The organism is Vibrio sp. 10N.222.55.C7 (genome assembly GCF_041473335.1).
Taxonomy (GTDB): domain Bacteria; phylum Pseudomonadota; class Gammaproteobacteria; order Enterobacterales; family Vibrionaceae; genus Vibrio; species Vibrio crassostreae_C.
In genome coordinates this window covers 51,144-77,624 of record NZ_JBFRSC010000004.1, presented here as the reverse complement: position 1 = coordinate 77,624, position 26,481 = coordinate 51,144, and the positions used below count along the sequence as shown (strand labels likewise).

The 26,481-nt window shown below is 45.6% G+C and carries 18 protein-coding genes; 10 read left to right on the top strand and 8 right to left on the bottom strand.

The genetic code is table 11. The features are described 5' to 3' along the window. Position 1 precedes the first annotated feature (1 nt). The 7 genes from AB4482_RS01080 to AB4482_RS01050 all read left to right on the top strand — a co-directional run bounded on the left by AB4482_RS01080 (position 2) and on the right by AB4482_RS01050 (position 10,770). Complete coding sequence (locus AB4482_RS01080; protein ID WP_017063265.1) at positions 2-985, top strand: ABC transporter ATP-binding protein; 984 nt, start codon at positions 2-4, stop codon at positions 983-985. Between the two features lie 87 nt (positions 986-1,072). Beyond that, positions 1,073-2,068 (top strand): ABC transporter ATP-binding protein, encoded by a 996-nt coding sequence (locus AB4482_RS01075; protein ID WP_017059411.1) that lies wholly within the window; start codon positions 1,073-1,075, stop codon positions 2,066-2,068. A gap of 98 nt (positions 2,069-2,166) precedes the next feature. Beyond that, positions 2,167-3,888: a glycoside hydrolase family 9 protein gene (locus tag AB4482_RS01070; RefSeq protein WP_372128467.1), complete on the top strand. Its 1,722-nt coding sequence runs from the start codon at positions 2,167-2,169 to the stop codon at positions 3,886-3,888. Positions 3,889-3,890: 2 nt separating this feature from the next. Further along, positions 3,891-4,775 carry an N-acetylglucosamine kinase gene (locus tag AB4482_RS01065; RefSeq protein ID WP_017066804.1) on the top strand — a complete coding sequence of 295 codons (885 nt, stop codon included), beginning with the start codon at positions 3,891-3,893 and terminating at the stop codon, positions 4,773-4,775. Positions 4,776-4,787: 12 nt separating this feature from the next. After that, complete coding sequence (locus AB4482_RS01060) at positions 4,788-6,749, top strand: beta-N-acetylhexosaminidase (protein ID WP_372116608.1); 1,962 nt, start codon at positions 4,788-4,790, stop codon at positions 6,747-6,749. A gap of 128 nt (positions 6,750-6,877) precedes the next feature. Then, complete coding sequence (locus AB4482_RS01055; RefSeq protein WP_372128466.1) at positions 6,878-9,283, top strand: GH36-type glycosyl hydrolase domain-containing protein; 2,406 nt, start codon at positions 6,878-6,880, stop codon at positions 9,281-9,283. A gap of 74 nt (positions 9,284-9,357) precedes the next feature. Then, on the top strand, positions 9,358-10,770 hold the full coding sequence (locus tag AB4482_RS01050) for a phosphoglucomutase/phosphomannomutase family protein (RefSeq protein ID WP_171349772.1): 1,413 nt from the start codon (positions 9,358-9,360) through the stop codon (positions 10,768-10,770). A 150-nt stretch (positions 10,771-10,920) separates the two neighbouring features. Here AB4482_RS01050 and AB4482_RS01045 read toward each other — a convergent pair whose 3' ends face one another. The 6 genes from AB4482_RS01045 to AB4482_RS01020 form a co-directional block, all read right to left on the bottom strand. Continuing rightward, the gene (locus AB4482_RS01045) at positions 10,921-11,949 is read right to left on the bottom strand and encodes an ABC transporter ATP-binding protein (protein ID WP_102394603.1); all 1,029 of its coding nucleotides are present in this window, start codon (positions 11,947-11,949) and stop codon (positions 10,921-10,923) included. Beyond that, on the bottom strand, positions 11,949-13,574 hold the full coding sequence (locus tag AB4482_RS01040; protein ID WP_017059418.1) for an iron ABC transporter permease: 1,626 nt from the start codon (positions 13,572-13,574) through the stop codon (positions 11,949-11,951). Before AB4482_RS01040 ends, AB4482_RS01045 begins: the two co-directional genes overlap by 1 nt. Before the next feature lie 244 nt (positions 13,575-13,818). After that, on the bottom strand, positions 13,819-14,832 hold the full coding sequence (locus AB4482_RS01035; protein WP_017059419.1) for a Fe(3+) ABC transporter substrate-binding protein: 1,014 nt from the start codon (positions 14,830-14,832) through the stop codon (positions 13,819-13,821). A 295-nt stretch (positions 14,833-15,127) separates the two neighbouring features. Further along, entirely contained in the window at positions 15,128-16,357 is a 1,230-nt protein-coding gene (locus AB4482_RS01030) for an ammonium transporter (protein WP_372128465.1), read from the bottom strand. 27 nt (positions 16,358-16,384) lie between these two features. Further along, a complete protein-coding gene (gene glnK, locus AB4482_RS01025) occupies positions 16,385-16,723 on the bottom strand; it encodes a P-II family nitrogen regulator (protein ID WP_004738200.1) in 339 nt (112 codons plus the stop codon). 238 nt (positions 16,724-16,961) lie between these two features. Then, entirely contained in the window at positions 16,962-17,330 is a 369-nt protein-coding gene (locus AB4482_RS01020) for a YacL family protein (RefSeq protein WP_019824378.1), read from the bottom strand. Between the two features lie 131 nt (positions 17,331-17,461). On the opposite strand from AB4482_RS01020, the gene AB4482_RS01015 reads away from it, so the two are divergent. The 3 genes from AB4482_RS01015 to AB4482_RS01005 all read left to right on the top strand — a co-directional run bounded on the left by AB4482_RS01015 (position 17,462) and on the right by AB4482_RS01005 (position 21,159). After that, the gene (locus tag AB4482_RS01015) at positions 17,462-18,616 is read left to right on the top strand and encodes a sugar diacid recognition domain-containing protein (RefSeq protein ID WP_017066809.1); all 1,155 of its coding nucleotides are present in this window, start codon (positions 17,462-17,464) and stop codon (positions 18,614-18,616) included. Between the two features lie 127 nt (positions 18,617-18,743). Beyond that, complete coding sequence (locus tag AB4482_RS01010; protein WP_017059423.1) at positions 18,744-20,009, top strand: GntP family permease; 1,266 nt, start codon at positions 18,744-18,746, stop codon at positions 20,007-20,009. A gap of 16 nt (positions 20,010-20,025) precedes the next feature. Continuing rightward, entirely contained in the window at positions 20,026-21,159 is a 1,134-nt protein-coding gene (locus AB4482_RS01005) for a glycerate kinase (RefSeq protein WP_017059424.1), read from the top strand. 101 nt (positions 21,160-21,260) lie between these two features. On the opposite strand, the gene acnB is transcribed toward AB4482_RS01005, so the two are convergent. Together acnB and AB4482_RS00995 are read right to left on the bottom strand one after the other, a co-directional pair. Further along, positions 21,261-23,849, bottom strand: a complete 2,589-nt coding sequence (acnB, locus tag AB4482_RS01000) for a bifunctional aconitate hydratase 2/2-methylisocitrate dehydratase (protein WP_017072021.1) — start codon at positions 23,847-23,849, stop codon at positions 21,261-21,263. Positions 23,850-24,121: 272 nt separating this feature from the next. Further along, positions 24,122-26,455 carry a patatin-like phospholipase family protein gene (locus AB4482_RS00995; RefSeq protein ID WP_372128463.1) on the bottom strand — a complete coding sequence of 778 codons (2,334 nt, stop codon included), beginning with the start codon at positions 26,453-26,455 and terminating at the stop codon, positions 24,122-24,124. Between the last annotated feature and the right edge of the window lie 26 nt (positions 26,456-26,481).

Genomic DNA, 26,481 nt, shown 5'->3' with positions numbered 1-26,481 from the left:
CATGTCTGAACCACTAATTTCTATCCGCAACTTATGCGTGGATTACATCACAGAGTCTGGCGATGTTCGTGCGTGTAACAACGTAAGTTTCGACATCGCTCCAGGTGAAGTCTTCGGCCTAGCTGGTGAATCTGGCTGTGGTAAATCAACGGTCGCTTTCTCTCTTATGCGTCTTCATAAGCCGCCCGCTTACATCAGTGGTGGTGAGGTTATCTTCAACGGTGAGAACATCCTTGAATACAGTGATGACCGTATGCAGTCGTTCCGTTGGAGTGAGATGTCGATGGTATTCCAGAGCGCGATGAACGCACTCAACCCAGTACTACCGATGGAAGAGCAGTTCTGTGACGTAATCATGCGTCACACCAACATGACTCGTGAGCAAGCTAAACAACGTGCTGAAGGTCTACTTGAAATCGTAGATATTCACCCGAGCCGATTGAGTGATTACCCTCACCAATTCTCTGGCGGCATGCGTCAGCGCTTAGTTATCGCTATCGCGTTAGCACTGAATCCAAAGCTGATCATTATGGATGAGCCGACAACCGCACTTGATGTGGTTGTGCAACGCGAAATCCTACAAAAGATCTATGCACTGAAAGAAGAGTTTGGCTTCTCGATTCTGTTCATCACCCATGACTTGTCATTGATGGTCGAGTTCTCTGACCGCATCGGCATCATGTACTCAGGTGAGCTAATCGAAGTAGCTAACTCTCAAGATATTCTAGAAAACCCTTACCACCCTTACACCAAAGGGCTGGGAAGTTCTTTCCCTCCACTGACAGGGCCAAAGACAAAGTTAGCAGGTATTCCAGGTAACCCTCTGAACCTGTTAGAGATCCCTGAAGGGTGTCGTTTCCAAGCTCGTTGTGACCGTGTACATGAAAAGTGTACCAAGGTGCCAACCAAGCTGCGTTCTATCGACCCGGGACATTTGTCTAACTGCCACCTGTACGGTGACCCAATAGTACAAAGGAAGCTATAGCTTGCACGCTGACTCAGCGTGAATAACGAACAAGGCGGCTCGACCGCCTAAAAACAAGCAAAGCGAATAAGGATTCTGGAGACAATTATGAGCAAAGATTTCGGTCAATTATTGGTAGAAGGCAAGAATGTCGTAAAAGACTTCCCAATAAGCAGTACCACCATTCAAACCCCAATGATGCGTGCGATTAACGACGTGTCATTCAAGATGTACAAAAGCCGTGGCCTAGCAGTGGTTGGTGAGTCAGGTTCAGGCAAATCAACAACCGCAAAAATGATCGCAAAAATGTACGCACCTTCAGGCGGCACGATCGAATACAAAGGTCGTGATATCCAAGAGATCTCAAGCAGAAAAGATCTTATGCACTACCGTGAAGGCGTGCAGATGGTATGGCAAGACCCGTTTGGTTCATTGAACCCAACGCACAATATCTTCCACCACATTGCTCGACCACTGTTGATCCACAAGAAAGTATCTCCGGGCAACAAGAAAGAGCTAGAAGAACGTGTTTACGATCTTTTAGAGCAAGTGGGCCTGATCCCACCAAAAGAGACGGCGAAGAAGTACCCTCACCAACTGTCTGGCGGCCAACGTCAACGTGTCAACCTAGCCCGCAACATCGCGGTAGGTGCCGAAGTTGTACTAGCCGATGAGCCAACTTCAATGCTTGATGTATCGATTCGTGCCGGTGTTTTGAACCTGATGGAAGAGATGAAGTTCGAGAAGCAAATGTCTCTGCTTTACATCACTCACGATATCGCAACCGCTCGTTACATCGCTGAAGACCTTTCGGTGATGTACGTGGGACACATGGTGGAATGGGGCGATACCGATGACGTGATTGCTAACCCTCAGCACCCATACACCCAATTGCTTGTTTCGGCCGTTCCAGATCCTAAGAAGTCGATCCACGAGCAACTTGCAGGCAACAAAGGTGAGATTCCTCTGTGGACACCAGTATCAGCAGGCTGCCCATTTGCAGGCAGATGTACTCACGCAATGGATAAGTGCAAAGAGCAGCTACCAGGGGTTACGCAGCTCGCTGATAACCACTTTGTGCGCTGTTACCTACACGAAAGCTAAGCAATAAAACCCAAGTTAGGGTCTTCGGACCCTAACTATTTATATCCAAAACATTCAAGTACCTAGCCAATAGAAACTAGGACTGTCGGAGAATATTGATGCTGTTATTGACCAACCATATTGGCTATGAGTCCACAGGCCCGAAGCAAGCTATCCTACAAACTAAGAAAGCTCGCCTATCAAGCACTACGGCTCTACTCGTCTGTGCTGACAACCATATGACTGTCGGAAATTTTGATGTGGTTAAACAAGGCCGCGTAGCAAATTGGCATCAAGGGCAATTCTTCACTATTGATTTCAGTTCAGTCACTGAATCTGGTCGCTACTACCTACGTTTTGACAACCTGCGTTCAGAAGTATTTGAGATTGGTAGCAACTTATTAATGAACCACACGTTTTCTGATGTGCTTCATTACTTTAAGTCACAACGCTGTGGCGGTATTTTCGACAAAAAAGATCGACAAGCACAAATTCTAGGTACCGACCGATACGTCGATGTCCACGGAGGATGGTATGACGCATCAGGAGATGTCAGTAAGTATTTTAGCCACCTGTCTTATGGTAACTACCTAAACCCACAACAAATTCCAATGGTCGTTTGGAACATGCTAAAAAGTGTACGCTTGACTAGCCATAACCCAGACTTCCCAAAATTCTCCATGACTCGTTTAACTGAAGAGGCTCTGTTCGGTGCCGACTTCTTAGTGCGTATGCAAGACGCCGACGGATACTTCTATATGACGGTATTCGACAAATGGAGCAAAGATATCAATCAGCGCGACATCTGCGCTTATGCGACTCAAGAAGGCCATAAATCAACAGACTTACAAGCTGGCTACCGACAAGGTGCAGGTGTTGCTATTGCAGCACTGGCTGCTGCATCTGAGCTTGAAACCTCTGGCAGTTACTCTAGCAAAACCTACCTTGATACAGCTGCGAAAGGCTATTGGCACCTTAAAGAACACAACCTTCAATACCTAAACGATGGCGAAGAGAACATCATCGATGAGTATTGCGCCCTACTCGCAGCCAATGAGCTGTATCGCGTAACTCAAGACCAGCAATACCTAACAGAAGCAAGAACTTGGGCGACTCGTTTAATCTCTCGCCAACAGTCAGATAATTCATTTGAACACTTCTGGTCTGCAAATTCTGATGGCTCTCGCCCATACTTTCATGCAGCAGAAGCTGGCCTTCCGGTGATTGCGCTATGCGAATACATCGGCAATGAAACCGATGCCGAGCTAAAAGAAAAAGCTCGCTCGGTTGTTGAAAAAGCTTGTCAGTTCGAAATCAATATTACCGACAAAGTCATCAACCCATTCGGCTACCCAAGACAGTACGTTAAATCTGTCGATGGTGATAAACGTGATGCCTTCTTCGTCGCTCAACAGAACGAGACAGGTTACTGGTGGCAAGGTGAAAATGCTCGCCTTGGTTCACTCGCAACCATGGCTTACCTAGTTCAACCGCACATTAAGGATAATGACCTTCAACAGCGTCTAATCCAGCTTTCACAAAACAGCCTTGATTGGATCTTGGGCCTCAACCCATACCACATGTGCATGCTCGATGGTCACGGCCATAACAACCCAGACTACCTACCTCAGCTTGGGTTCTTCAATGCGAAAGGCGGTATCTGTAATGGCATCACAGCTGGTTTTGAAGATGAACAAGACATTGCGTTCAATCCACCAGCACAAAAAGATGACATGCTTCAAAACTGGCGCTGGGGTGAGCAATGGATCCCTCATGGTGCGTGGTTCTTATTAGCAACCGCTGCACAGTTCAACTTCTTAGCTCAGCGTAAGGAGCAATAATAATGACTCTTTACTACGTCGGTATTGATGGTGGTGGTACTTCTTGTCGTGCTCGTATTCGTGACGCTCAAGGCAAACTGATTGGTGAAGCGAAAAGTGGCAGTGGCAACATCCTTTTGGGTGTTGATGTTGCGATGAGCTCAATTATTGATGCCATCACAAAAGCGGCACAACAAGGGCAACTCAACTCAGACCATTTTTCAAATATGCATGTTGGCCTAGCGCTGGCTGGCGCTGAGCAAAAATCAGCATGGTTCGACTTCATGGCTCAACCACACCCTTTCGCAAGCATGACACTAAATACCGACGCTTATGGCGCTTGCATTGGTGCTCACAATGGCCAAGACGGCGCAATCATGATCGGTGGTACGGGTTCTTGCGGTATCTTCCTAAAAGACGGTGAGCAATATGTGGTTGGCGGTCGTGAATTTCCGATTTCAGATCAAGGCGGCGGCGCAGTCATGGGCTTACGTTTGATTCAACAAGTCTTGCTTGCAGAAGACGGTATTCGCAACAAAACCCCGCTGACTCTACATGTGATGAATCACTTTAATAATGATGTGGATGCCATTGTCGAATGGTCAAAAGGTGCTATTCCAAAGGATTACGGTCAATTCTCACCAGTTATTTTTCAACTCGCTAACGAAGGTGACGAACTGGCTATCGATATGCTCAAGCAAACCGCGGCTGATATCGAAATGTTTGTCTTAGCACTGCATCGAAAAGGCGCTGACAAGGTGTGCTTAATGGGAAGTATCGCTGAGCGTATTCTCAACTGGCTATCACCACCAGTACAACAATGGATCGTTAAACCTCAATTCGACGCTATTGAAGGCGCATTGATGTTTGCCGGAAAACCACAACACAACTTGTATCAACAGGCTTAGCAGGGAAGTTATATGAATTATCGCATCGACTTAGCTGTTCTTTCTGAACAAAAAAATAACTGCCGATTTGGCCTTACGGTACATAACTTAAGTGACCTCGACGTAAAAGATTGGTCTCTGCACTTTGCATTTGATCGTTTCATCCTTCCAGAGAGTTTATCGCAAGGAGAGCTGACTCAAGTTGGCAGCTTTTGCTCATTCACACCAAGTTCGTCAGTGTTAAAGGCCAACAACCATTACTACCTTGAATTCAGTATTCAAAGCGCACCATTCCGCTTCTATTCTGATGGCCTTAACGATGCCTTTATCCAGTCACATAATGATGGAGAAACATCGGTACTGCCTGTCGCGATATCACCCATAGTACTGGCTTCGCCATACCGTGAACGCAATCAAATACCTGAAGTTAACGCTGCTGAGATTGCATTGATTCCTCAGCCTAATCAGATCGAATTTCAGCAAGGTAGTTTCGCGCTAAGTAACTTCGCGCTAAATAACGACTGCAGAATTGAGGTTCAATCTCATCTTGCTGATAAGGCAGTCTCTTGGTTCCAGCAAGAGTTGCTCTCGACCTTTGAGCTGTCTCTTTCGACCGCGCTTTCAGCTGAACTTTCAAAAGACGAAAGCGGCAACATTCTATTTCGCAGCAACCCGACGTTAGATGAAGCCGAATACAAACTGACCATCACTGCACAACAGATTATTGCTGAATCAGGCAGCCAGTCGGGCTTTACACACGCTGTGGCAAGCTTGATTCAACTAGTTCAACAACTGGACGCAGAGAACTTCTCTCTACCATGTTGCAAGATAGCCGACCAACCGCGCTTTAAGTACCGCGGCATGATGTTGGACTGCGCTCGTCACTTCCACTCAGTAGAGCAAGTGAAGCGTTTAATCAATCAACTGGCGCACTACAAGTTCAACGTATTTCATTGGCACCTAACTGACGATGAAGGTTGGAGAATTGAGATAAAGAGCCTGCCACAGCTAACAGAAATTGGCGCTTGGCGTGGCCCTGATCATGCACTAGAGCCGCAATATACCCACATTGCGGAAAACTACGGCGGCTTCTACACGCAACAACAAATTCGTGAAGTCATTGAATATGCAGAGCAACGCAGCATCACGGTGATCCCAGAGATCGATATTCCGGGACACTGCCGTGCCGCAATCAAATCACTGCCTGACATGCTGGTAGAGCAAGCGGATACCACTCAATACAAGAGCATTCAGCACTACAACGACAATGTACTAAACCCAGGTTTGCCCGGTACTTACCAATTTCTAGATGCAGTTATTGAAGAAGTCGCAGAGCTATTCCCGAGCGAATTGATTCACATGGGTGCAGACGAAGTGCCACCCGGTGTGTGGACCAACAGCCCTGCTGCTCAAGCATTGATGAAAGAACACCAGTACCAAGACAGCAAAGACCTACAAGGCCACCTATTCCGCTATGCCGAAAACAAGCTTAAGCAACTCGGCAAACGCATGGTCGGCTGGGAAGAAGCACAGCACGGCGACAAAGTGAGTAAAGAGACCATCATCTACTCATGGCTCAGTGAAGAAGCGGCTGTCAATTGCGCTCGCCAAGGCTTTGATGTGGTGTTGCAACCTGCACAGTTTACCTATCTCGACATGACCCAAGATTATGCACCGGAAGAGCCGGGCGTAGATTGGGCTGCCGTTATCCCATTAGAACAAGCTTATACCTACGAAGCGCTTGCTGAGATATCCGACACCGACCCAATTCGTAAGCGGATCCGCGGAATTCAGTGTGCTCTATGGTGTGAGATCGTCACCAACCAAAAGCGTATGGATTACATGGTATTTCCAAGAATTAGCGCTTTAGCTGAAGGATGTTGGACACATAAAAACAACCGAAACTGGCTAGATTACCTGTCTCGCCTAAAGGGTCACTTGCCGCTACTCGACAGACTCAATGTTGACTATCGCAACCCTTGGAAAGCTCAATAAAACAAAACCAAAGCAACACTCACATCGAGCGCTTGCTAACTCAAATTAAGGTGCTCAGTCAGATAAGACTCAGCATCACTATTTAAAAATTAGCTGCATAGATGCAGTTTGTTAAAAAGGAAATGACAATGAAATACGGCTATTTCGATAACGACAATCGCGAATACGTCATCACTCGCCCTGATGTACCAGCACCTTGGACCAACTACCTAGGTACTGAAAAGTTTTGTACCGTGATTTCGCACAATGCGGGCGGTTACTCGTTCTACAACTCTCCGGAATACAACCGTGTTACTAAGTTCCGTCCAAACGGCACCTTTGACCGTCCTGGACACTATGTTTACTTGCGTGATGATGAGACGGGTGATTACTGGTCTATCTCTTGGCAACCAGTGGCCAAGAGCCTAGATGAAGCGAACTACGAGGTTCGTCACGGCCTGTCATACTCAAAGTTCAAATGTGAATACAGCGGCATTACCGCAACCAAAACGCTATTCGTACCTAAAGGCGAAGATGCAGAAGTTTGGGACGTTGTGCTAAAGAACAACACTGATAAGCCACGTACTATCAGCACCTTCTCATTTGTTGAGTTCTCGTTCAGCCACATCCAATCGGACAACCAGAACCACCAGATGTCTTTGTACTCTGCGGGCACGTCTTACCAAGAAGGTGTGTTGGAATACGACCTATACTACAACACTAACGACTTTGAAGGCTTCTACTACCTAGCGTCAACCTTCTCACCAGACAGCTACGATGGCCAACGTGACAACTTCCTTGGCATGTACCGTGATGAAGCTAATCCAATTGCGGTTGAAAACGGTCAGTGTTCGAACAGCGCTCAAACCTGTTACAACCACTGTGGTTCTCTGCACAAGCAATTTACCATTCAACCGGGTGAAGAAGTTCGCTTTGCGTACGTACTAGGTATAGGTAAAGGCAACGGGGAACGCCTACGCGAGAAGTACCAAGATACAGCAAACGTTGATGCGGCTTTCCAAGGCATCAAAGATCACTGGGACGAGCGTTGCAACAAGTTCCAAGTTAAGTCTCCAAACGAAGGCTTAGACACCATGATCAACACTTGGACACTGTACCAAGCAGAAACCTGTGTAGTTTGGTCACGCTTTGCATCATTCATTGAAGTTGGGGGGCGTACTGGTCTTGGCTACCGTGATACTGCGCAAGATGCGATTTCAGTACCTCATGCCAACCCACAAATGACCAAGAAACGTATTATCGACCTGCTTCGTGGCCAAGTAAAAGCGGGCTACGGTCTACACCTATTCGATCCAGACTGGTTCGATCCAGAGAAAGCAGACGTTGAGCCTTCAAAATCACCAACTGTTGTTCCAACACCGTCAGATGACGACAAGATCCACGGCATTGAAGATACTTGTTCTGATGATCACTTGTGGATCGTTCCGACCATCATCAAATATGTGATGGAAACCGGTGAACATGACTTCTTTGATGAAGTAATTCCATACGCAGACGGAGGTGAAGCGACTGTCTACGAACACATGAAAGCGGCACTGAACTTCTCTGCAGAATACGTGGGGCAAACTGGTATTTGTAAAGGTCTACGTGCTGACTGGAATGACTGTTTGAACCTAGGTGGCGGTGAATCTTCAATGGTGTCATTCCTACACTTCTGGGCGCTACAAGAATTTTTAGACCTTGCTAAGTTCCGCAATAACGATGCTGATGTTGCTAAATACACAGAAATGGCAGCGAACGTACGCGAAGCGTGTGAAACTCACCTTTGGGATGACGAGGGTGGTTGGTACATCCGTGGCCTGACTAAAAATGGCGACAAGATCGGTACTGCACAACAAGCTGAAGGCCGTGTACACCTTGAGTCAAACACGCTCGCAGTTCTGTCTGGTGCCGTTTCTCAAGAGCGCGGTGAGAAAGCGATGGACGCAGTAGATGAGAACCTATTCTCTGAATACGGCTTACACCTAAACTCCCCTTCATTTGCAACACCAAACGATGACATCGGTTTCGTGACTCGCGTTTACCAAGGCGTAAAAGAGAATGGCGCAATCTTCTCTCACCCGAATCCATGGGCTTGGGTAGCAGAAGCGAAACTTGGCCGTGGTGACCGTGCGATGAAATTCTACGATGCACTTAACCCGTATAACCAAAACGACATGATTGAAACACGTTACGCAGAACCATACTCGTACGTGCAGTTCATCATGGGTAAAGACCACCAAGACCACGGCCGCGCAAACCACCCTTGGTTAACCGGTACCTCTGGTTGGGCTTACTTTGCGGTAACCAACTTCATTCTTGGTGTTCGTACTGGCTTTGAAGGATTAACGGTTGATCCATGTATCCCAACAGATTGGCCAGAGTTCGAGGTTACTCGTCAATGGCGTGGCGCAACTTACAACATCACAGTGCAAAACCCGAATGCAGTAAGCAAAGGCGTTGCTTCTATCACTATCAATGGTGAGTCAGTTGAAGGTGCAATCCCAGTACAAGCAGAAGGCAGTGAGAACGATGTTGTCGTTGTTCTAGGCTAGTCACTCAATTTAACGAACAGCTCTTGTCTCAAGTCTTTACAGGCTTGAGACAATGAGACTAAAAGGATTTTCTAATGATTAAATTTGGTACAGGTGGCTGGCGCGCTTTCATTGGTGAGGAGTTCACTAGAGAAAACGTCCGTTTGGTAGCGCAAGCGCTCGCTAACATCATCAACAACGAAGATGCTGCAAAGAACGGATTTGTGATCGGCTATGACCGTCGCTTCCTTTCAGATAAAGCGGCATGCTGGTTTGCAGAAGTACTTGCAGCGAACAACATCAAAGTAAGCTTCATTGATAAATTCGTTCCAACACCTATCGTGATGTTCCAAGCAAAAGAGATGGGGTGTACCTACTCGGCATGTATTACCGCATCTCACAACCCAGCGGATTACAACGGTATAAAGGTGTTCATTGAAGGTGGTCGTGATGCTGACGAGATCATCACTGAGAAGATCGAGCAGCAAATCGCAACTCTAACCAACGAAGACGTTATCCGTGTCGACTTTGAACAAGCGTTGAACGACAAAGAGATCGAGATCATCAATCCAATGAACGACTTTGTTGATTCGATCATTAACTTCATCGATATCGAGTCGATCAAGAAAGCGAATCTGCGCGTACTGATTGACCCTATGTTTGGTGTCGCGAAAAACGCGTTGCAAACCGTTCTGATTAACGGTCGCTGTGATGTCGACGTGATCAACGATGGCAAAAACCCAGATTTTGGTGGCTTGATGCCATCGCCAAATGCCGCAACACTGTATCGCTTAAAGCACTTAGTAGCCGCAGAAGGTTATGACATTGGTATTGGTACTGATGGTGATGCCGACCGTTTGGGTATCATCGATGAGAAGGGTCACTTCATCCATCCTAACGAAGTGCTATTGCTGCTTTACTACTATTTATTGGAATACAAAGGCTGGAAAGGTTCTGTCGTACGCAACATCGCAACCACACACCTACTCGACAAAGTGGCGGCGGATCACGGCGAGAAAAGCTTTGAGGTTCCGGTAGGCTTTAAACATATCAGCTCGCAAATGGAAGCCGATGACTCACTGATTGGTGGCGAAAGCTCAGGCGGTTTAACCATTCGTGGTCACATCAAAGGCAAAGATGGTGTCTTCGCGTCAAGCCTACTGGTTGAGATGATCAGCGTAACAGGTAAGAAATTGTCTGAGCTGCTTGATGAAATCTACTCTAAATATGGCTATGCCTACACCGCTGAAGGCGATTGTAAGTTTAAGCCTTCGGAGAAGGAAACTCTCTACACTAAGATCTACGTAGAGAAACAACTGCCTGAATTTGAATACGAAATTGAAAAAGTCAGCTATGAAGATGGTGCTAAGGTGTACTTCAAGAATGGCGGCTGGGTGATTGCTCGTTTCTCAGGAACAGAGCCGTTACTACGAATCTTCGCAGAAATGGAAGACAAAGACACTGCAGAACGTGTTCTTCAAAAAGTGAAAGACTTCCTCTCTCTATAGGCTTATAGAGTGCAGCAGTTTTGGATGGGACTTAACAAATCACTGCCTTGTTAAAGCCTATAAGTGAAGAACTCTTGCCCAGTACTTTGATTAAAGTGCTGGGCTTTTTTATCGCGATTCTTGTAACGATTAGTATCGCGTTATATCTCTTTAAAAAGCCAATACGCCTTTGGTATCCACTTTTACGTTGACCGGCATACCCACTTCAAGTGCTTCTGACGAGGTTGCTAATAACTTCTGACCATGCGCTTCGATTACATAACGACAGTGATCACCCATAAATTGCTGTTCTAGCACCGAAATAGCACTATCTTGCTCGTAACTTGCTTGGATATGCTGGGGCCTTAGCAGAAGCTCACATGTATTGCCGAACTCAATCTCCGTTTGCGGTTTGGCTTCAACCATACCCAAACTGGTTTCAAATTCATGCTCCGAAATACGCTGTGCCTTTAAGTAGCTACCGCCACCCAAGAAATCAGCAACGAACTTACTCGAAGGGTGGAAATACAACTCAGATGCCGAACCATACTGTTCAATCACACCATGGTTCATCACAGCCATCTTATCTGCAAAAGCAAATGCCTCTTCGCGACTGTGAGTCACAAAAATAGCGGTCACACCCTGCTTCTTAAAGATCTTACGAATTTGAGAAATCAGCTCATGACGAACTTGAGTGTCAATGTTCGAGAATGGTTCATCTAACAGCAGTAAGTCAGGCTTGTATGCCAAAGATCGGGCAATCGCAACACGCTGCTGTTGACCACCAGAAAGTTGATGCGGGTATCGTTCACCATACTCATCTAAATGAACCAACTCTAACATCTCTTGAACTTTCTCTTTCTTTTGCTGCTCTGAGAGTTCTTTTAGTCCAAAGCCAACGTTCTGGTTGACCGTCAAGTGAGGGAACAGAGCGTAGTCTTGGAAAATCATACCGATATTTCGTTGCTCCGGTGGCAACCAATTATCGCCATCATCGATGGTTTGACAGTTTAAACTCATCACACCGCTACTCAATGGAAGTAAGCCCGCAATCGCCTTCAGTAAGGTCGTTTTACCGCAGCCACTCGCACCAAGAAGACAAACAATTTCACCATGCTCAACTTCTAACGAGAGCGCTTCCAAAATGGTTTGCGACTCATACTTACAAGTCAGATCTTTAATTGATAATGCACAACTCATTAGTTTTTCTGCTCCAAGGAACGGTTTACGATGATTAGAGGAATTAAACCCACCAACACCAATAATACAGCAGGCATCGCCGCCAATTCTAGGTGCTCATCTGAGGCATAGTTATAAACATAAGTCGCCAATGTTTCGAAGTTGAAAGGACGCAGCAGCAAGGCCGCATTCAACTCTTTCATTGATTCGATAAACACCAGTAAGCCAGCGATCAATGCGCCACGTTTAATCAAAGGTAAATGAACACGGCGTAACATCTGATTGGTATTGCAACCCATGGTTTTTGAGGCCATATCCAATGAAGGGGATACTTTACTCAAGCTGCTTTCAATACTGCCAATTGCCACTGCAGAGAAACGTACGACCATGGCAAAAATTAGCGCGAACATGGAGCCAGAGAAGATCAAACCAGGTCGCCCCCACTCCATCACTTTCGCAATGTCATTAACCAAGTGATCCATGAACAAAACAGGTACCATCACCCCAATCGCTAACACGGTGCCTGGAACGGCATAGCCCATCGAAGCGAGACGCATATAAGCCTGATTTTTCTTACTCGGACTAACGCGTTGATTAAAGTTAACAATCATCGCGATAATCACGCCAATAATCGCAGCAGCTACCGAAACGTAAAGGCTGTTGATGGCATACTCTCTGAATTCAGGGGTCCAGCTTTGAGCAAAATATTTGTAGGCGTAAATAATGAGCTGGCCAAGAGGGAATAAGAACGCAACGCAAACTAATCCCCAGCACCAGAATAGTGCCAGCCATTTTTTCCAACCAGAAAGGTCGTAACGAAAATCTTCGCGGCTGCTGAACTGATTCTGGAATAGCTTCTGCTTACGGCGACTGTATCGCTCTGAGCTCAACAGTAGGATCACGATAACCAGCATGATTGCCGATATTTTCGCAGCTGCCGTTAAGCTTGAGTAGCCTAGCCAAGTATCATAAACCGCAGTCGTTAAAGTATTTACCGCAAAGTAACTCACGGTACCAAAGTCACCGATGGTCTCCATAGCAACAAGCGATAAACCGACCGCCATTGATGGACGAACAAGTGGTAAGGAGATACGACGGAAGCTTTCCCAAGGCGAGCATTTTAGCAAACGAGCAGATTGTAATAAGGAGACGTTTTGCTCCATAAATGCCGCGCGGCACAGCAAATAAACATAAGGATAGAGAACGAGAGACAGAACAATAATAGCGCCGGATAAGGTTCTAATATCTGGGAACCAATACTCACCGGGTCCCCACCCAGTAAGATCTCGCAGTAGAACCTGAACAGGGCCGGCAAAGTCGAACCAATCGGTAAAGATATAGCCAACAATATAGCCTGGCATTGCTAATGGCAGGACGAGTGCCCACTGCAAAACCCGCTCTCCCGGAACACGGCACATTGCCATAACCCAAGCCGACGGAATACCAAAAACTAAAGACAGGAACATGGTTCCTATGACTAAAACCACCGTATTGTAGGCATAGGTAGGCATCACTGTGGACATCAGATGAGAAAATAGCTCATCTGTTTCTCCAACAGCCGTCGTAAAAATCGCTAAGATCGGTAAGACCAGTAATACAGCAATAATGCCGCTACTGGTGTTCCATAAATAATTCTTTTCTTTCATCGCCTAACTACAACGAGGCTTAATGAAACACAAATGCATTTGCAAATACATCTCATATCCTTTTAATGGTGGGGTTATTTATACCCATATACTCTAATGACTTCAAGGTGAGATGCTAATAACTCAAGGGATCAACGGGGTGCTTTGTATCAAAAAGTGATTTTCCAATAACAAACAACCCCAAGTAGCCAAAATGGCGACTTGAGGTTGTCATTTTACTTAGGCCGAAGCCTACCGTAATAAATTATAGATCGAACTTAACTTCGTCTAATAGCTTGATTGCAGCCGCGTGGTGGTTTGCAATTTCGTCTAGAGAAATAGTATCCGCTTTGAACTCGCCCCATGAAGCAACAAGCTCAGAAGGTTTAACGTCTGCTTTCACTGGGTATTCGTAGTTCACTTCTGCGTACATGCTTTGTGCTGTGTCACCAGATAGGAATTCCATCAGCTTAACGGCATTCTCTTCATTTGGAGAGTATTTAGCCATTGCCATACCAGAGATGTTTACGTGAGTACCTGTAGTCTCTTGGTTAGGGAAGTTAATGTAAACAGAGTCAGCCCAAGCTTTTTGCTCTTTATCATTAACCATCTTACCTAGGTAGTAGCTGTTACCAAGAGCAACATCACATAGACCTTCTTTAATCGCTTTAACTTGCGCGCGGTCGTTACCTTGAGGCTTACGTGCTAGGTTTGCTTTTACGCCTTCTAGCCATTCTTTCGTTTCAGCTTCACCTTTGTGAGCAATCATCGAAGATACTAGAGAAACATTGTATGGGTGCTTACCACTACGAGTACATATTTTGCCTTTAAATTCAGGCTTAGTTAGATCTTCGTAAGTGAACTCTTCACCTAGACGACCAACACGGTCACGTGAAGAATAAACGCTACGTGTACGAGTTGTTAGAGCGAACCACTCGTTATCTGTATCTTGGTATTGAGCTGGGATGTTCTTTTCAAGTACATCGCTCTCTACAGATTGAACTAGACCTTGTTTAGTTAATTCAGATAGACGGCTGATATCTACAGTTAAGACAACGTCAGCTGGGCTGTATTCACCCTCTTGAGCTAACTTCTCTGCTAAACCTTTTTTAGCAAACTTAACGTTTACTTTAATACCAGTCTCTTTTGTGAACTCTTTGAACATTGGCTCAACAAGGAAAGGTTGACGGTAAGAGTATACGTTTACTTCTTCCGCAGCCATTGCTGTCGGGGCAATTACACCACACGCTAGAGCTGAAAGTGTTAGCAGTTTCTTCATTGTAAAATCCTTCATATCGAAATGATAATGTCTATCAGTTGCGTTATTATATTCATCATTAACATAATTACAATGACGACCAACAAAAAATCCGTCTACTCAGACCATTCAAACTCTCACTTTTGTAACAAACCATTTCAACTTTGTGTCTTGTCGTTCCCCTTAAACAATGAGCCTAACTTCAACGTTCGTGTTTATATATTGTGCAACCGTAAATACAACAAAGCCCCGCAACAAGAGTTGCGGGGCTTTCTTTGTCCAACCTAACCCATTCAGATTAGGCGACGACTGTTGATTATTTTACTGATACAAACTCAGGGTAAGCGCCGACACCACAATCGTGCATGTCCATACCTTCAAGTTCTTCATCTTCCGTTACTCGGATACCGATTGTTGCTTTAAGCACCGCCCATACTGCTAGGCTAGCACAGAATACCCATGCAAAGATGACTGCTGCACCCATTAGCTGAGCACCAAACGTTGCATCAGCGTTGCTTAGTGGCACAGCCATTAGACCGAAGAAACCACATACACCGTGTACAGAGATAGCACCTACTGGATCATCAATCTTAGCTTTGTCTAGAGCGATGATGCTGAATACAACCAATGCACCAGATACCGAACCAATCGCTACAGCAAATAGAGGTGATGGTGATAGAGGGTCTGCAGTGATTGCTACTAGGCCAGCTAACGCGCCGTTAAGAATCATTGTTAGGTCTGCTTTACCCCAAGTTGTTTTACATACTAGTAGTGCTGCAATTGCGCCTGCTGCTGCTGCTGCGTTGGTGTTAAGGAAGATTTGACCTACTGCTGTTGCGTTCTCAAAATCCGAAACCATCAGTTGAGAACCGCCGTTGAAACCGAACCAACCGAACCAAAGGATAAATGTACCTAGCGTTGCAAGTGGCATGTTTGAACCAGGAATCGGGTAGATTTCACCGTTCTTACCGTATTTACCTTTACGAGCACCGAGTAGTAGAACACCAGCTAACGCTGCTGCTGCACCAGCCATGTGTACGATACCTGAACCTGCGAAGTCACTGAAACCCGCTTCTGATAGGAAACCACCGCCCCAAGTCCAATAACCTTCAACAGGGTAAATGAACGCTGTTAGTACTACAGAGAAGATTAGGAATGACCAAAGCTTCATACGCTCAGCAACCGCACCAGATACTACAGACATTGCTGTTGCAACGAATACTACCTGGAAGAAGAAGTCTGATTCTAGAGAGTGATCTGCGCCTTCACCTTGTGTACCAATTAGAGTACCAAATGATGGCAACCAACCGCCTTCACCGTTGTCGACATACATGATGTTGTAACCAACCACTAAGAAAGCTGTACAAGCAATTGCGTACAAACAGATGTTCTTAGTTAAAATTTCTGTGGTGTTCTTTGAACGAACTAGGCCAGCTTCTAACATCGCGAAGCCTGCTGCCATCCACATTACCAACGCACCTGAAATGAGGAAGAAAAAAGTGTCTAGTGCGTAACGTAGTTCCGTTACTGTTGTTGTAAGTTCCATATTAAAGTCTCCAGTCCTTGTAATTCTTTAAAGTGCTTCAGCATCCATTTCACCAGTACGAATTCGTACGGCTTGGCTTAGGTCATACACAAAAATTTTGCCGTCGCCGATTTTTCCGGTGTGTGCCGCTTGGCTAATCGCTTCAACAACTCGGTCAACATTCTCAGCTTGGGTAGCAATCTCTAGCTTCACCTTTGGTAGGAAATCCACTTGGTACTCTGCACCACGATACAATTCAGTGTGTCCCTTCTGACGACCAAAGCCTTTCACTTCAGAAACAGTCATACCTTCAATACCCACATCAGAGAGCGCTTCGCGTACATCGTCTAATTTGAATGGCTTAACAATGGCATTTATTAATTTCATATTCGTTCCTTAAATTCTTACTTAATCCGTTAATTCTCTTATTACAATCCAAGTAGCGTGCCAAAAAGTTAAGTGCTTGATTTTAAATAAGATGAAGATAATAAGGTCGTAATAACGAAAAAGGCCGCACCAACATGGTGCAGCCTTTTCACTATCTTAATGCGCGATGCTCTTATTGCTCCAGTTTTGGGCAACGGAGCCTTCAAAGCTCTGAATGACTAACAAATAGGTCTTAGGACTAGTAACCTAAAAAATCCATCCAGCGTTCGATTAGCAGTTCGAAATCGTCGATTCCACAGCTTGCTTGGCTTTCACAGTTATAGAAGTCGAACTCACTGCCCTCTTCCATCTCTTGCTCATGCGCTAACACGTTTTCTTGAATCGTTACTTCGTCTTCATTAATCGCAAGGCTAATCTCTTTGCCAAGCAACGTCACTTCATTGCTCAAGTCCTGTCGAGATTGCTCAATCAACGCCATCACATGATCTAATTTTTGCTTATCTTTACCGATCTCTTCTTGAAGCCAACGGCCAACAATCTCATGGCCCATGCTGCATTTCACATAGTATTCACCCATTAGAGTGTTTCTAGTAAATTCAAACTCCATAACTCAACCTATACTGCATTAATACTCAAGCGATACTATTTCTGAGTATACCATTGTCTTGTCAGAAACGAGCGTATTGACGAATTTATCGTTACGATCCAACCTACACAGTCAATGAAGAGGAGGGCTCTATGCAGTTGAACGAAATGATTGCCAAACAAATTGTCGAACGAACCATGAAGATCATCCCACACTCGATTAATGTGATGGATAATAAAGGTCGCATTATTGGATCCAGTGATCCTACTCGCTTATACCAAAAACATGAAGGAGCGGTACTTGCCATCACCGAATCACGAGTCGTTAATATTGACGAAGCCACTGCCGAACACCTAAAAGGGGTTAAGCCTGGAGTTAATTTACCGATTCTATTTCAGGATAATGTCATTGGGGCGATTGGGGTTTCTGGGACACTGCAGCAAGTTCATCATTTTGGTGAGCTGGTGAAGATGACCGCTGAGCTTATTGTTGAACAAGCTGTACTTATGTCTCAAGTAGAATGGAATAAGAGGCATCGTGAAGAATTGGTATTGCAATTAATCCGAGGTAGCACGCTTAATGACATGCAACTGCAATCCATCGCACAGCGTCTGGATCTCGACCTTGCACAACCGCGGATTGCCGCCATCGTCAAGGTGTTACCGATAGGAGACACTGCGCCTTCATTGGAAAACTTACAGCAATTAGTACATTTACTTGAATATCCCGAGCGCGATAATTTAGTCGGTATCTTGTCTGTTTCACAAAACGAAGTGGTGGTACTCAAGCCTATAACCCTGATAGGGAACAGCTGGTCCAAGGATGCAGAAGCCAAGCGCGTGAAATTGCTACTCAAAAGAATAAAGAAAGAAGCTAAGTTTCAAATCAAGATTGCGCTTGGGGATTACTTTACCGGACTTTCTGGTTTAGCACGCTCATATGATACCGCTGAGCTCACTATGCGCAGTGTCGGTAACCGCCCCGGAGACATGTTTTTCTATCAAGACTATCGACTGCCGGCCATTATGAGTAGCCTGTTACAAGATCCATGGATTCGTGAGCAACTGGAGCAGTCTTACCTACATCTTCAACAACAGGACAGTAAAGGGATACTGATCAAAACTTTGAAGACATATTTAAAGCAGAACTGTGATTCAGCTCTCACCTGTAACGAACTACATATCCATCGCAATACGCTACGCTATCGAACAGACAAGATAAACCAAATAACATCATTAAATATCAACAATATAGACGATCTATTTCAACTCTACATTGCAATAAATCTATTCCACTGGTCGAGCTAAAAAATGTGCAACCGCACAATTTAAAAGGACCGATTTGAGCACTTATTTGTAGAGAATGACAAAGACTTACCAACCCTATATCTTTATATTTGCCGAAAATGACACATCGTTATCTGGGAAATAGAACATGATTGAAGTTTCAACTCTTGGCGCACTTTCAGCATTGATTGTTGCTATCGCGCTCATTCTTAAAAAAGTGCCACCCACCTACGGCATGATCATCGGTGCTTTGGTTGGCGGCGTGGTTGGCGGCGTTTCTCTCACCGAAACCGTTGAGTTAATGATAGGTGGTGCCCAAGGGATCGTCACTTCAGTGATGCGAATTCTCGCCGCTGGTGTGTTGGCCGGCGTACTAATTGAATCAGGGGCGGCTACCTCGATTGCAGAATCCATCATCAAAAAAGTAGGCGAAACTCGCGCCTTACTTGCTCTTGCCATTGCGACCATGATTTTAACCGCTGTTGGCGTTTTCGTTGATGTGGCCGTTATCACGGTTTCTCCTATTGCACTGGCTATTGCTCGCCGCGCAGACCTTTCTAAAACCGCGATCCTTTTGGCGATGGTGGGCGGCGGTAAAGCAGGTAATGTCATGTCGCCTAACCCAAATGCCATTGCGGCGGCTGATGCGTTCAATGTTCCGTTAACCTCTGTGATGGCTGCAGGCGTGATTCCGGGTCTATTTGGGCTGCTTTTCGCCTACTTCTTGGCAAAGCGCCTCGTCAATAAAGGTTCAAAAGTAGCGGAAAGTGAAGTGGTCAAAGCGGATCAAAGTTCACTGCCAAGCTTTTCTTCTTCAATCGTTGCACCGTTAGTGGCTATTGCCCTACTCGCGCTGCGACCACTCGCTGATATCAATGTTGATCCTCTAATTGCATTACCCTTGGGTGGATTGCTGGGTGCACTGGCTATGGGTCGCTTCAAACAAGCCAATAGCTTTGCGGTTTCAGGCTTGTCACGTATGGCACCGGTTGCTGTAATGCTACTGGGCACAGGAACCATTGCAGGCATCATTGCTAACTCAGGACTAAAAGCTGATCTGATTGAAGTGCTGACGATGTCTGGGCTGCCTTCTTACTTACTTGCTCCGTTTTCTGGCGCACTGATGGCACTATCAACCGCATCGACAACTGCCGGAACAGTAGTGGCATCGAATGTATTTGCCAGCACCATTCTTGAGCTAGGTGTTCCAGCTCTCGCAGGCGCAGCAATGATCCACTCTGGTGCGACAGTACTTGACCATATGCCACATGGTAGCTTCTTCCATGCCACGGGTGGTGCGGTACATATGAGTATTCATGAACGTCTAAAACTCATCCCTTATGAGTCAGCGGTCGGTCTTGTTATCGCCTTCGTCTCAGTAATGATCTTCGGTGTATTTGGTCTGTTTGTTTAAGTTTAAAGGTATCAAAATGAAAATTGTAATTGCTCCTGACTCATATAAAGAAAGCCTATCAGCAATGGGCGTTGCTCAAGCGATTGAAGATGGCTTTAAACAGCTAATACCAAACGCCGAATACGTAAAATTACCAATGGCTGATGGTGGTGAAGGCACAGTACAATCTCTGGTGGATGCGACCAATGGCTCTATCATCCAACATCCAGTGATTGGTCCATTAGGTGAAATTGTCGAAGGCTTCTACGGTATGTTCGGTGACGGTAAAACTGCCATTATTGAAATGGCGGCCGCTTCCGGCCTAGATTTAGTCTCTCCAGAACAACGTAATCCACTAAAAACCACTACCTATGGTACGGGTGAGTTGATCAAAGCCGTATTAGATAAAGGTGTTGAGCATATTATTATTGGCATTGGTGGTAGTGCGACCAATGATGGTGGCTTAGGAATGGCTCAAGCGCTAGGCATTCGTATGCTAGATGCAGAGGGTCACGAGCTGGTGTTTGGTGGTGGTGAACTGTCAAAACTGACAACCATTGATCTCACCAACCTCGACCCACGCCTACAAAACGTACGCTTAGAGGTCGCTTGTGATGTCGATAATCCATTATGCGGACCAAAAGGGGCATCACAGGTATTCGGTCCGCAAAAAGGCGCAACACCAGAAATGGTTGAGCTGTTAGATGCTAACCTTGCTCATTATGCCAGTATCATGAAAAACCAGTTAGGCGTCGATGTCATTGATCTCCCTGGTGCTGGCGCGGCAGGCGGTCTAGGCGCGGCACTTGTTGGCCTGTTAAATGCGGAGCTTCGCCCTGGTATTAACATCGTAATGGACGCCGTCAATTTAGATGAAATAGTCTCAGATGCTGATCTTGTGATTACAGGAGAGGGGCGCATTGATAGCCAAACCATTCATGGCAAAACACCGATTGGTGTCGCTCGCACAGCCAAAAAACATAAACTGCCTGTCATCGGTATTGCCGGCTGTCTAGCCAGTGATTGTGGTGTGGTTCATGAGCATGGTATCGACGCGGTATTTGCGGTAGTGAACCGTTCAGTAGACTTGCCGACAGCTTTGGCTGAAGCGGCTGAAAATATTGAACTTACTGCTCGCAATGTTGCAGCAATGTATACGATTAAGCACTAATCGAGCTCTCTGTAAGCTAAAAGCAATTTTCGCTGTATGCTAAAAGCAATTAAGGCCGCTATTCACAGCGGCCTTAATTATATTTACAACAAAATCAGACGTTACGCAGGCTCTTGGAAGATAACCGTGTCTGCTTTTTCCGTGTACTGACCCATTTTATGGAAGTTCAGGTAACGGTATGTATCAGCAGCCGTTGCATTAATCTTCTCAGCGTACTCTAAGTACTCTTCTTTCGTTGGGATGCGACCTAGAATCGCGCCAACAGCAGAAAGCTCAGCAGAAGCCAGATAAACGTTCGCGCCATTACCTAAGCGGTTCGGGAAGTTACGCGTTGACGTCGACATAACCGTCGAAGCATCAGCAACACGAGCTTGGTTACCCATACATAGTGAACAGCCAGGAGTTTCGATACGTACCCCAGCACGACCGAAGATGCCGTAGTAGCCTTCTTCTGTCAGTTGGTCTTTATCCATCTTCGTTGGCGGAGCCACCCATAGGCGAGTATTTAGCGAGCCGTTAAACTCTTCTAGCATCTTACCTGCAGCACGGAAGTGACCGATGTTGGTCATACAAGAACCGATGAACACTTCTTGAATCTCAGTACCTTGAACGTCCGAAAGAAGACGAGCATCATCTGGATCGTTTGGTGCACATAGGATTGGTTGATCGATGTCAGCAAGATCAATCTCGATAACGTGCGCGTATTCCGCATCTGAATCAGCAGATAGCAACTCAGGGTTCTCTAGCCACTCTTCCATTGCTGTAATACGACGCTCAATCGTACGAACATCACCGTAACCTTCAGCGATCATCCACTTCAGCATCACGATGTTCGAGTTCAAGTACTCAGAGATAGACTCTTCAGAAAGCTTAACGGTACAACCTGCAGCAGAACGCTCAGCAGATGCATCAGAAAGCTCAAATGCTTGCTCAACAGATAAGTGCTCAACACCTTCAATTTCTAGTACACGACCAGAGAATTCGTTGATCTTACCGGCTTTCTCTACCGTTAGTAGGCCTTGCTTGATGCCGTAAAGAGGAATGGCATGTACTAGGTCACGTAGCGTGATACCCGGTTGCATTTCACCTTTAAAGCGAACCAAGATAGATTCAGGCATATCAAGAGGCATAACGCCTGTTGCTGCAGCAAATGCTACCAAGCCAGAACCCGCAGGGAATGAAATACCTAGAGGGAAACGAGTATGCGAGTCACCACCTGTACCTACAGTATCAGGAAGAAGCATACGGTTTAGCCATGAGTGGATAACGCCATCACCCGGACGAAGTGAAACACCCGCACGATTCATGATGAAATCAGGTAGCGTATGGTGAGTGTTTACATCGACTGGTTTAGGGTATGCCGATGTGTGACAGAAAGACTGCATTACAAGGTCTGCAGAGAAACCAAGACACGCCAGATCTTTAAGCTCATCACGAGTCATAGGACCGGTCGTATCTTGAGAACCGACTGTCGTCATTTTAGGTTCACAGTACTGACCAGCACGAACACCTTCAACGCCACATGCTTTACCAACCATCTTCTGAGCTAGCGTGTAGCCTTTATCAGATGCAGATGGATCGATTGGTTTAGCAAACAGATCCGTTTCAGCTAGACCTAGAGCGTCACGAGCACGACCCGTTAGACCACGACCGATGATCAGTGGAATACGGCCACCAGCACGCACTTCATCAAGAAGTACTTTGCTTAGCTCAAAGTTTGAAATCACAGAACCGTTCTTGTGAACAACACCTTCGTACGGGTAGATATCAATGATATCGCCCATGTTCATGTCTTGTACGTTCAGTTCAATGGGTAGTGCGCCTGAATCTTCCATTGTGTTGTAGAAGATTGGTGCAATTTTACCACCAAGACAAACACCGCCAGTACGCTTGTTTGGTACGAATGGGATATCTTCACCCATGAACCAAAGTACTGAGTTTGTTGCCGATTTACGTGAAGAACCTGTACCAACAACATCACCAACGTAAGCCAGTGGAATGCCATCTTTTTGCATTTCTTCAATTTGTTTGATTGGACCAACGCTACCCTGTTCATCAGGAGTAATGCCATCACGTTCCATCTTCAGCATCGCTTTCGCGTGTACTGGGATGTCAGGACGTGACCATGCATCAGGCGCTGGAGATAGGTCATCGGTGTTCGTTTCACCAGTGACTTTAAATACTTTTACTGTGATTTTTTCTGCTACTTTATCTTTCGCTGTAAACCATTCAGCATCAGCCCAAGATTGAAGTACTTGTTGTGCAGCAGCATTGCCAGCTTTCGCTTTCTCTTCTACGTCATAGAACGCATCGAACATCAGTAGAGTATGAGATAGCGCTTTAACAGCGATTGGAGCAAGCTCAGCATCGTCTAGTAGAGATACTAGAGATTCGATGTTGTAACCGCCTTGCATGGTACCAAGCAGTTCTGCAGCTTTTGCTTTGCTTACTAGTGGCGAAGCTACTTCACCTTTAGTGATAGCCGTAAGGAAGCCAGCTTTTACGTAAGCAGCTTCATCTACACCCGGTGGAATGCGATTTTCTAGTAGGTCAAGAATGATTTCTTCTTCACCTTGAGGTGGATTCTTCAGAAGTTCAACTAGGCCAGCTACCTGCTCAGCATCTAGTGGTTTTGGAACAACTCCTTCGGCAGCACGTTCTTCGACGTGTTTACGGTAGGCTTCAAGCACGACTTTTTTCCTCTCATTGCGGTTCACTTCTTCCCTTCATAATTGTTAGTAAAATAAAGAAGTGAACATCCTTGGAAACTTGGCTCTCCATTGCCATTTTTGTCATTCAATTTGTATTGATGAGCGGCGTCATAGAGGCCAAACTGTGGGCGGTAGAATAGCAAATTTAACGTTAAATTAAAATCTTATCATTTTGACCAACATAGCAAGTTAAGACGAAAGTCCCACTATTTTTGCCTAATTACGCACTAAAATGGCGACTCTGCGCATGATTATTTGTAGGACGTACCTACAATCAGATACACCGAATCGAAATTATCTTCGGTTCGGCCATAAGCTAAAATGATCGGCCCGATTGGAGAATCAACACCCGCGAAAACAGAACCCGCGGTGTACATTGGCGCTTCATCAATACTCAAATCATTGTTCGACCAAACACCACCATGCTCAATGGATGCGCCCACGTAGAATGGTGATTCAAAGAGTCCGAAGTCATTTTCAAACCACTTATAACGATAAGTAAGACTGGTATAAGCCAAGTTCTGACCAATCATACTGTTCCTTGGAATACCTGACAGGTTTAAGAAGCCACCAAGCTCTTTAGGATCAATAGGGAAAATCGAATTTTTGCTATCTACAATGCCGTAATCAACCTTTCCGACTAAAGTATGTCGTTCATAACTTTTTGCAGCCATGAAATTAGCCGAAAATTCGTAAACAGTATCGCTTTCAGCCGCTAGCTCCGGGCTATCTCCAGACGTGTTGACCTCAAAATCATCATGAGAAACAAGGTACTCAAGATCAACAAAGTAACCTTCCGTTGGCAAACTAAAATTATCTAAAGTATCGAGTCGATAACTAATAAACGCACCTATACGTGCATACGCTCCGTTACCAAAAGATGGTAGCGAAGAAACCTCAAAATCCCCATCAGTATAACGAGCACCAAATTTCAGTTCTTGCCACAAGGTAGGCTGATAGCCTAAAGCCAATTCACTAACATATTGACTATAAGTCAGTGGAACATAGTCTATAGTCGCATCTAATGTCGGCTCTCCAACCTCCCCCTCAACCACTGGCAAGTTTCTGTTTTCCTTACTGTAAACAATCGATGCAGAAGTGAACAGTTTTTGACTCGAAAAGAAGGGCGAGTAAAGTTCCGCTTCAATTCGTTTGTCAGTACCCATCTCGACGTTAGTTCTTAGCTCTGCACCATGCTTATTAATATCGGTAAAGTTGGCTGAAACACCGATCGAGTACTGACTGGTAGTAGAGAAGTCATCTTCAAGAAAGAATCGAAAATTGAGGTAGTTTGGCCCCCAAGATTTTTCGTTCACATCGACTAGCAGTTGCTCCTCGCCATTCACTGTGTCAAATTCATAAGTCACCAACTCGAATCTATCTAGCGCATAGAGGTCTTGTACTTTAGATTCAATTTCACTGGTCTTCAGAACCTTACCTGAATCAAGGTTTAAACGGTTTTCGATCAGCTTATCGGAATAGTGGGTATTGTTATTAATAACGACTCGGTCAACGACGGTCTGATCGCCGTGTTTAAGCTGTCTGCGCGCTTTTTGTTTGTCCTCGATATAATACTGATAATCGGCATTTGAGAGCGATAGCTTAGAAAGTTCATCAGTATGCTGCTTAGCGACTTCATAGCCCGCGAGGAAAGCCGATGGCATTTTATCAAATTCTGTCGTCTCCATTTCCCCAACATCTGGGCGCAGGAAGACATCATCGTCTGTTAAAGTTTCAGCTTGCTCTTGGGTGCTGCGTTGAACAAGATAATTAGAGAGTTGGTCAGCTGCGGCTAGAAAATTCGTGAAATCATCTTTGCCTTTGTAGTTGGTACTGATATCCACCGCAATGACGATGTCTGCACCCATCGCTCTGGCTACGTCGACGGGCATGTTATTGGTGACACCACCATCAACCAGCATTCGACCATCGAGGTCATAAGGGGGAAGCGCGCCGGGAACTGACATACTCGCCATCATGGCATCAACAAGGTGGCCATGATCGATGACCACCTCTTCAAGTTCGATAATGTCAGTTGCGACTGAACGGTATGGGATAGCAAGATGGTCGAAAGAATCGAATGAGGATAGATTACCCGTGGTCTCACGCAGAATACGCAACATATTCTGGCCTTGCACCACCCCTTTCCTTGCTTTGATTTCGCCCCAACCTAAGCCGAGATCGGTGTTCAGTTGGTAGCGGTCTTCATATTCTTTGTCACGTACACGGCGATCACTACGGTTAACGCGATCACGATAACCGCGATTCCAATCAACCGTATAAATAAAGCTCTCGATCTCGTCTGCGCTCATCCCTGTCGCATAAAGACCACCAACGTATGAGCCCATACTGGTACCGGTAATGTAATCAACCGGGATTTGCATCTCTTCTAGAGCTTTAAGCACACCAATGTGAGCTGCACCTTTTGCCCCACCACCAGCAAGAACGACAGCAACGGTTGGCCTTTTATGAGCTTGTTCAGCCTGCTGAGATTGATCAATCTGTGTCGCGGTGGATGCAAACAGCTGAAAACTGATCACAGTACCGACAACACCTAAGCCACTCACTAACCAACGAGAAATCATTATTTTAACTGTCCTTGTCATTCTTT

Excerpts from the sequence above, each read along its gene's own strand:
- AB4482_RS00995 (WP_372128463.1), bottom strand. The coding sequence starts at position 26,455 with ATGATTTCTCGTTGGTTAGTGAGTGGCTTAGGTGTTGTCGGTACTGTG.
- AB4482_RS01050 (WP_171349772.1), top strand. The coding sequence starts at position 9,358 with ATGATTAAATTTGGTACAGGTGGCTGGCGCGCTTTCATTGGTGAGGAG.
- AB4482_RS01055 (WP_372128466.1), top strand. The coding sequence starts at position 6,878 with ATGAAATACGGCTATTTCGATAACGACAATCGCGAATACGTCATCACT.
- AB4482_RS01080 (WP_017063265.1), top strand. The coding sequence starts at position 2 with ATGTCTGAACCACTAATTTCTATCCGCAACTTATGCGTGGATTACATC.
- AB4482_RS01065 (WP_017066804.1), top strand. The coding sequence starts at position 3,891 with ATGACTCTTTACTACGTCGGTATTGATGGTGGTGGTACTTCTTGTCGT.
- AB4482_RS01005 (WP_017059424.1), top strand. The coding sequence starts at position 20,026 with ATGAAAATTGTAATTGCTCCTGACTCATATAAAGAAAGCCTATCAGCA.
- AB4482_RS01045 (WP_102394603.1), bottom strand. The coding sequence starts at position 11,949 with ATGAGTTGTGCATTATCAATTAAAGATCTGACTTGTAAGTATGAGTCG.
- AB4482_RS01040 (WP_017059418.1), bottom strand. The coding sequence starts at position 13,574 with ATGAAAGAAAAGAATTATTTATGGAACACCAGTAGCGGCATTATTGCT.
- AB4482_RS01015 (WP_017066809.1), top strand. The coding sequence starts at position 17,462 with ATGCAGTTGAACGAAATGATTGCCAAACAAATTGTCGAACGAACCATG.
- AB4482_RS01020 (WP_019824378.1), bottom strand. The coding sequence starts at position 17,330 with ATGGAGTTTGAATTTACTAGAAACACTCTAATGGGTGAATACTATGTG.
- glnK (WP_004738200.1), bottom strand. The coding sequence starts at position 16,723 with ATGAAATTAATAAATGCCATTGTTAAGCCATTCAAATTAGACGATGTA.
- AB4482_RS01075 (WP_017059411.1), top strand. The coding sequence starts at position 1,073 with ATGAGCAAAGATTTCGGTCAATTATTGGTAGAAGGCAAGAATGTCGTA.
- AB4482_RS01060 (WP_372116608.1), top strand. The coding sequence starts at position 4,788 with ATGAATTATCGCATCGACTTAGCTGTTCTTTCTGAACAAAAAAATAAC.
- AB4482_RS01030 (WP_372128465.1), bottom strand. The coding sequence starts at position 16,357 with ATGGAACTTACAACAACAGTAACGGAACTACGTTACGCACTAGACACT.
- AB4482_RS01010 (WP_017059423.1), top strand. The coding sequence starts at position 18,744 with ATGATTGAAGTTTCAACTCTTGGCGCACTTTCAGCATTGATTGTTGCT.
- AB4482_RS01070 (WP_372128467.1), top strand. The coding sequence starts at position 2,167 with ATGCTGTTATTGACCAACCATATTGGCTATGAGTCCACAGGCCCGAAG.
- AB4482_RS01035 (WP_017059419.1), bottom strand. The coding sequence starts at position 14,832 with ATGAAGAAACTGCTAACACTTTCAGCTCTAGCGTGTGGTGTAATTGCC.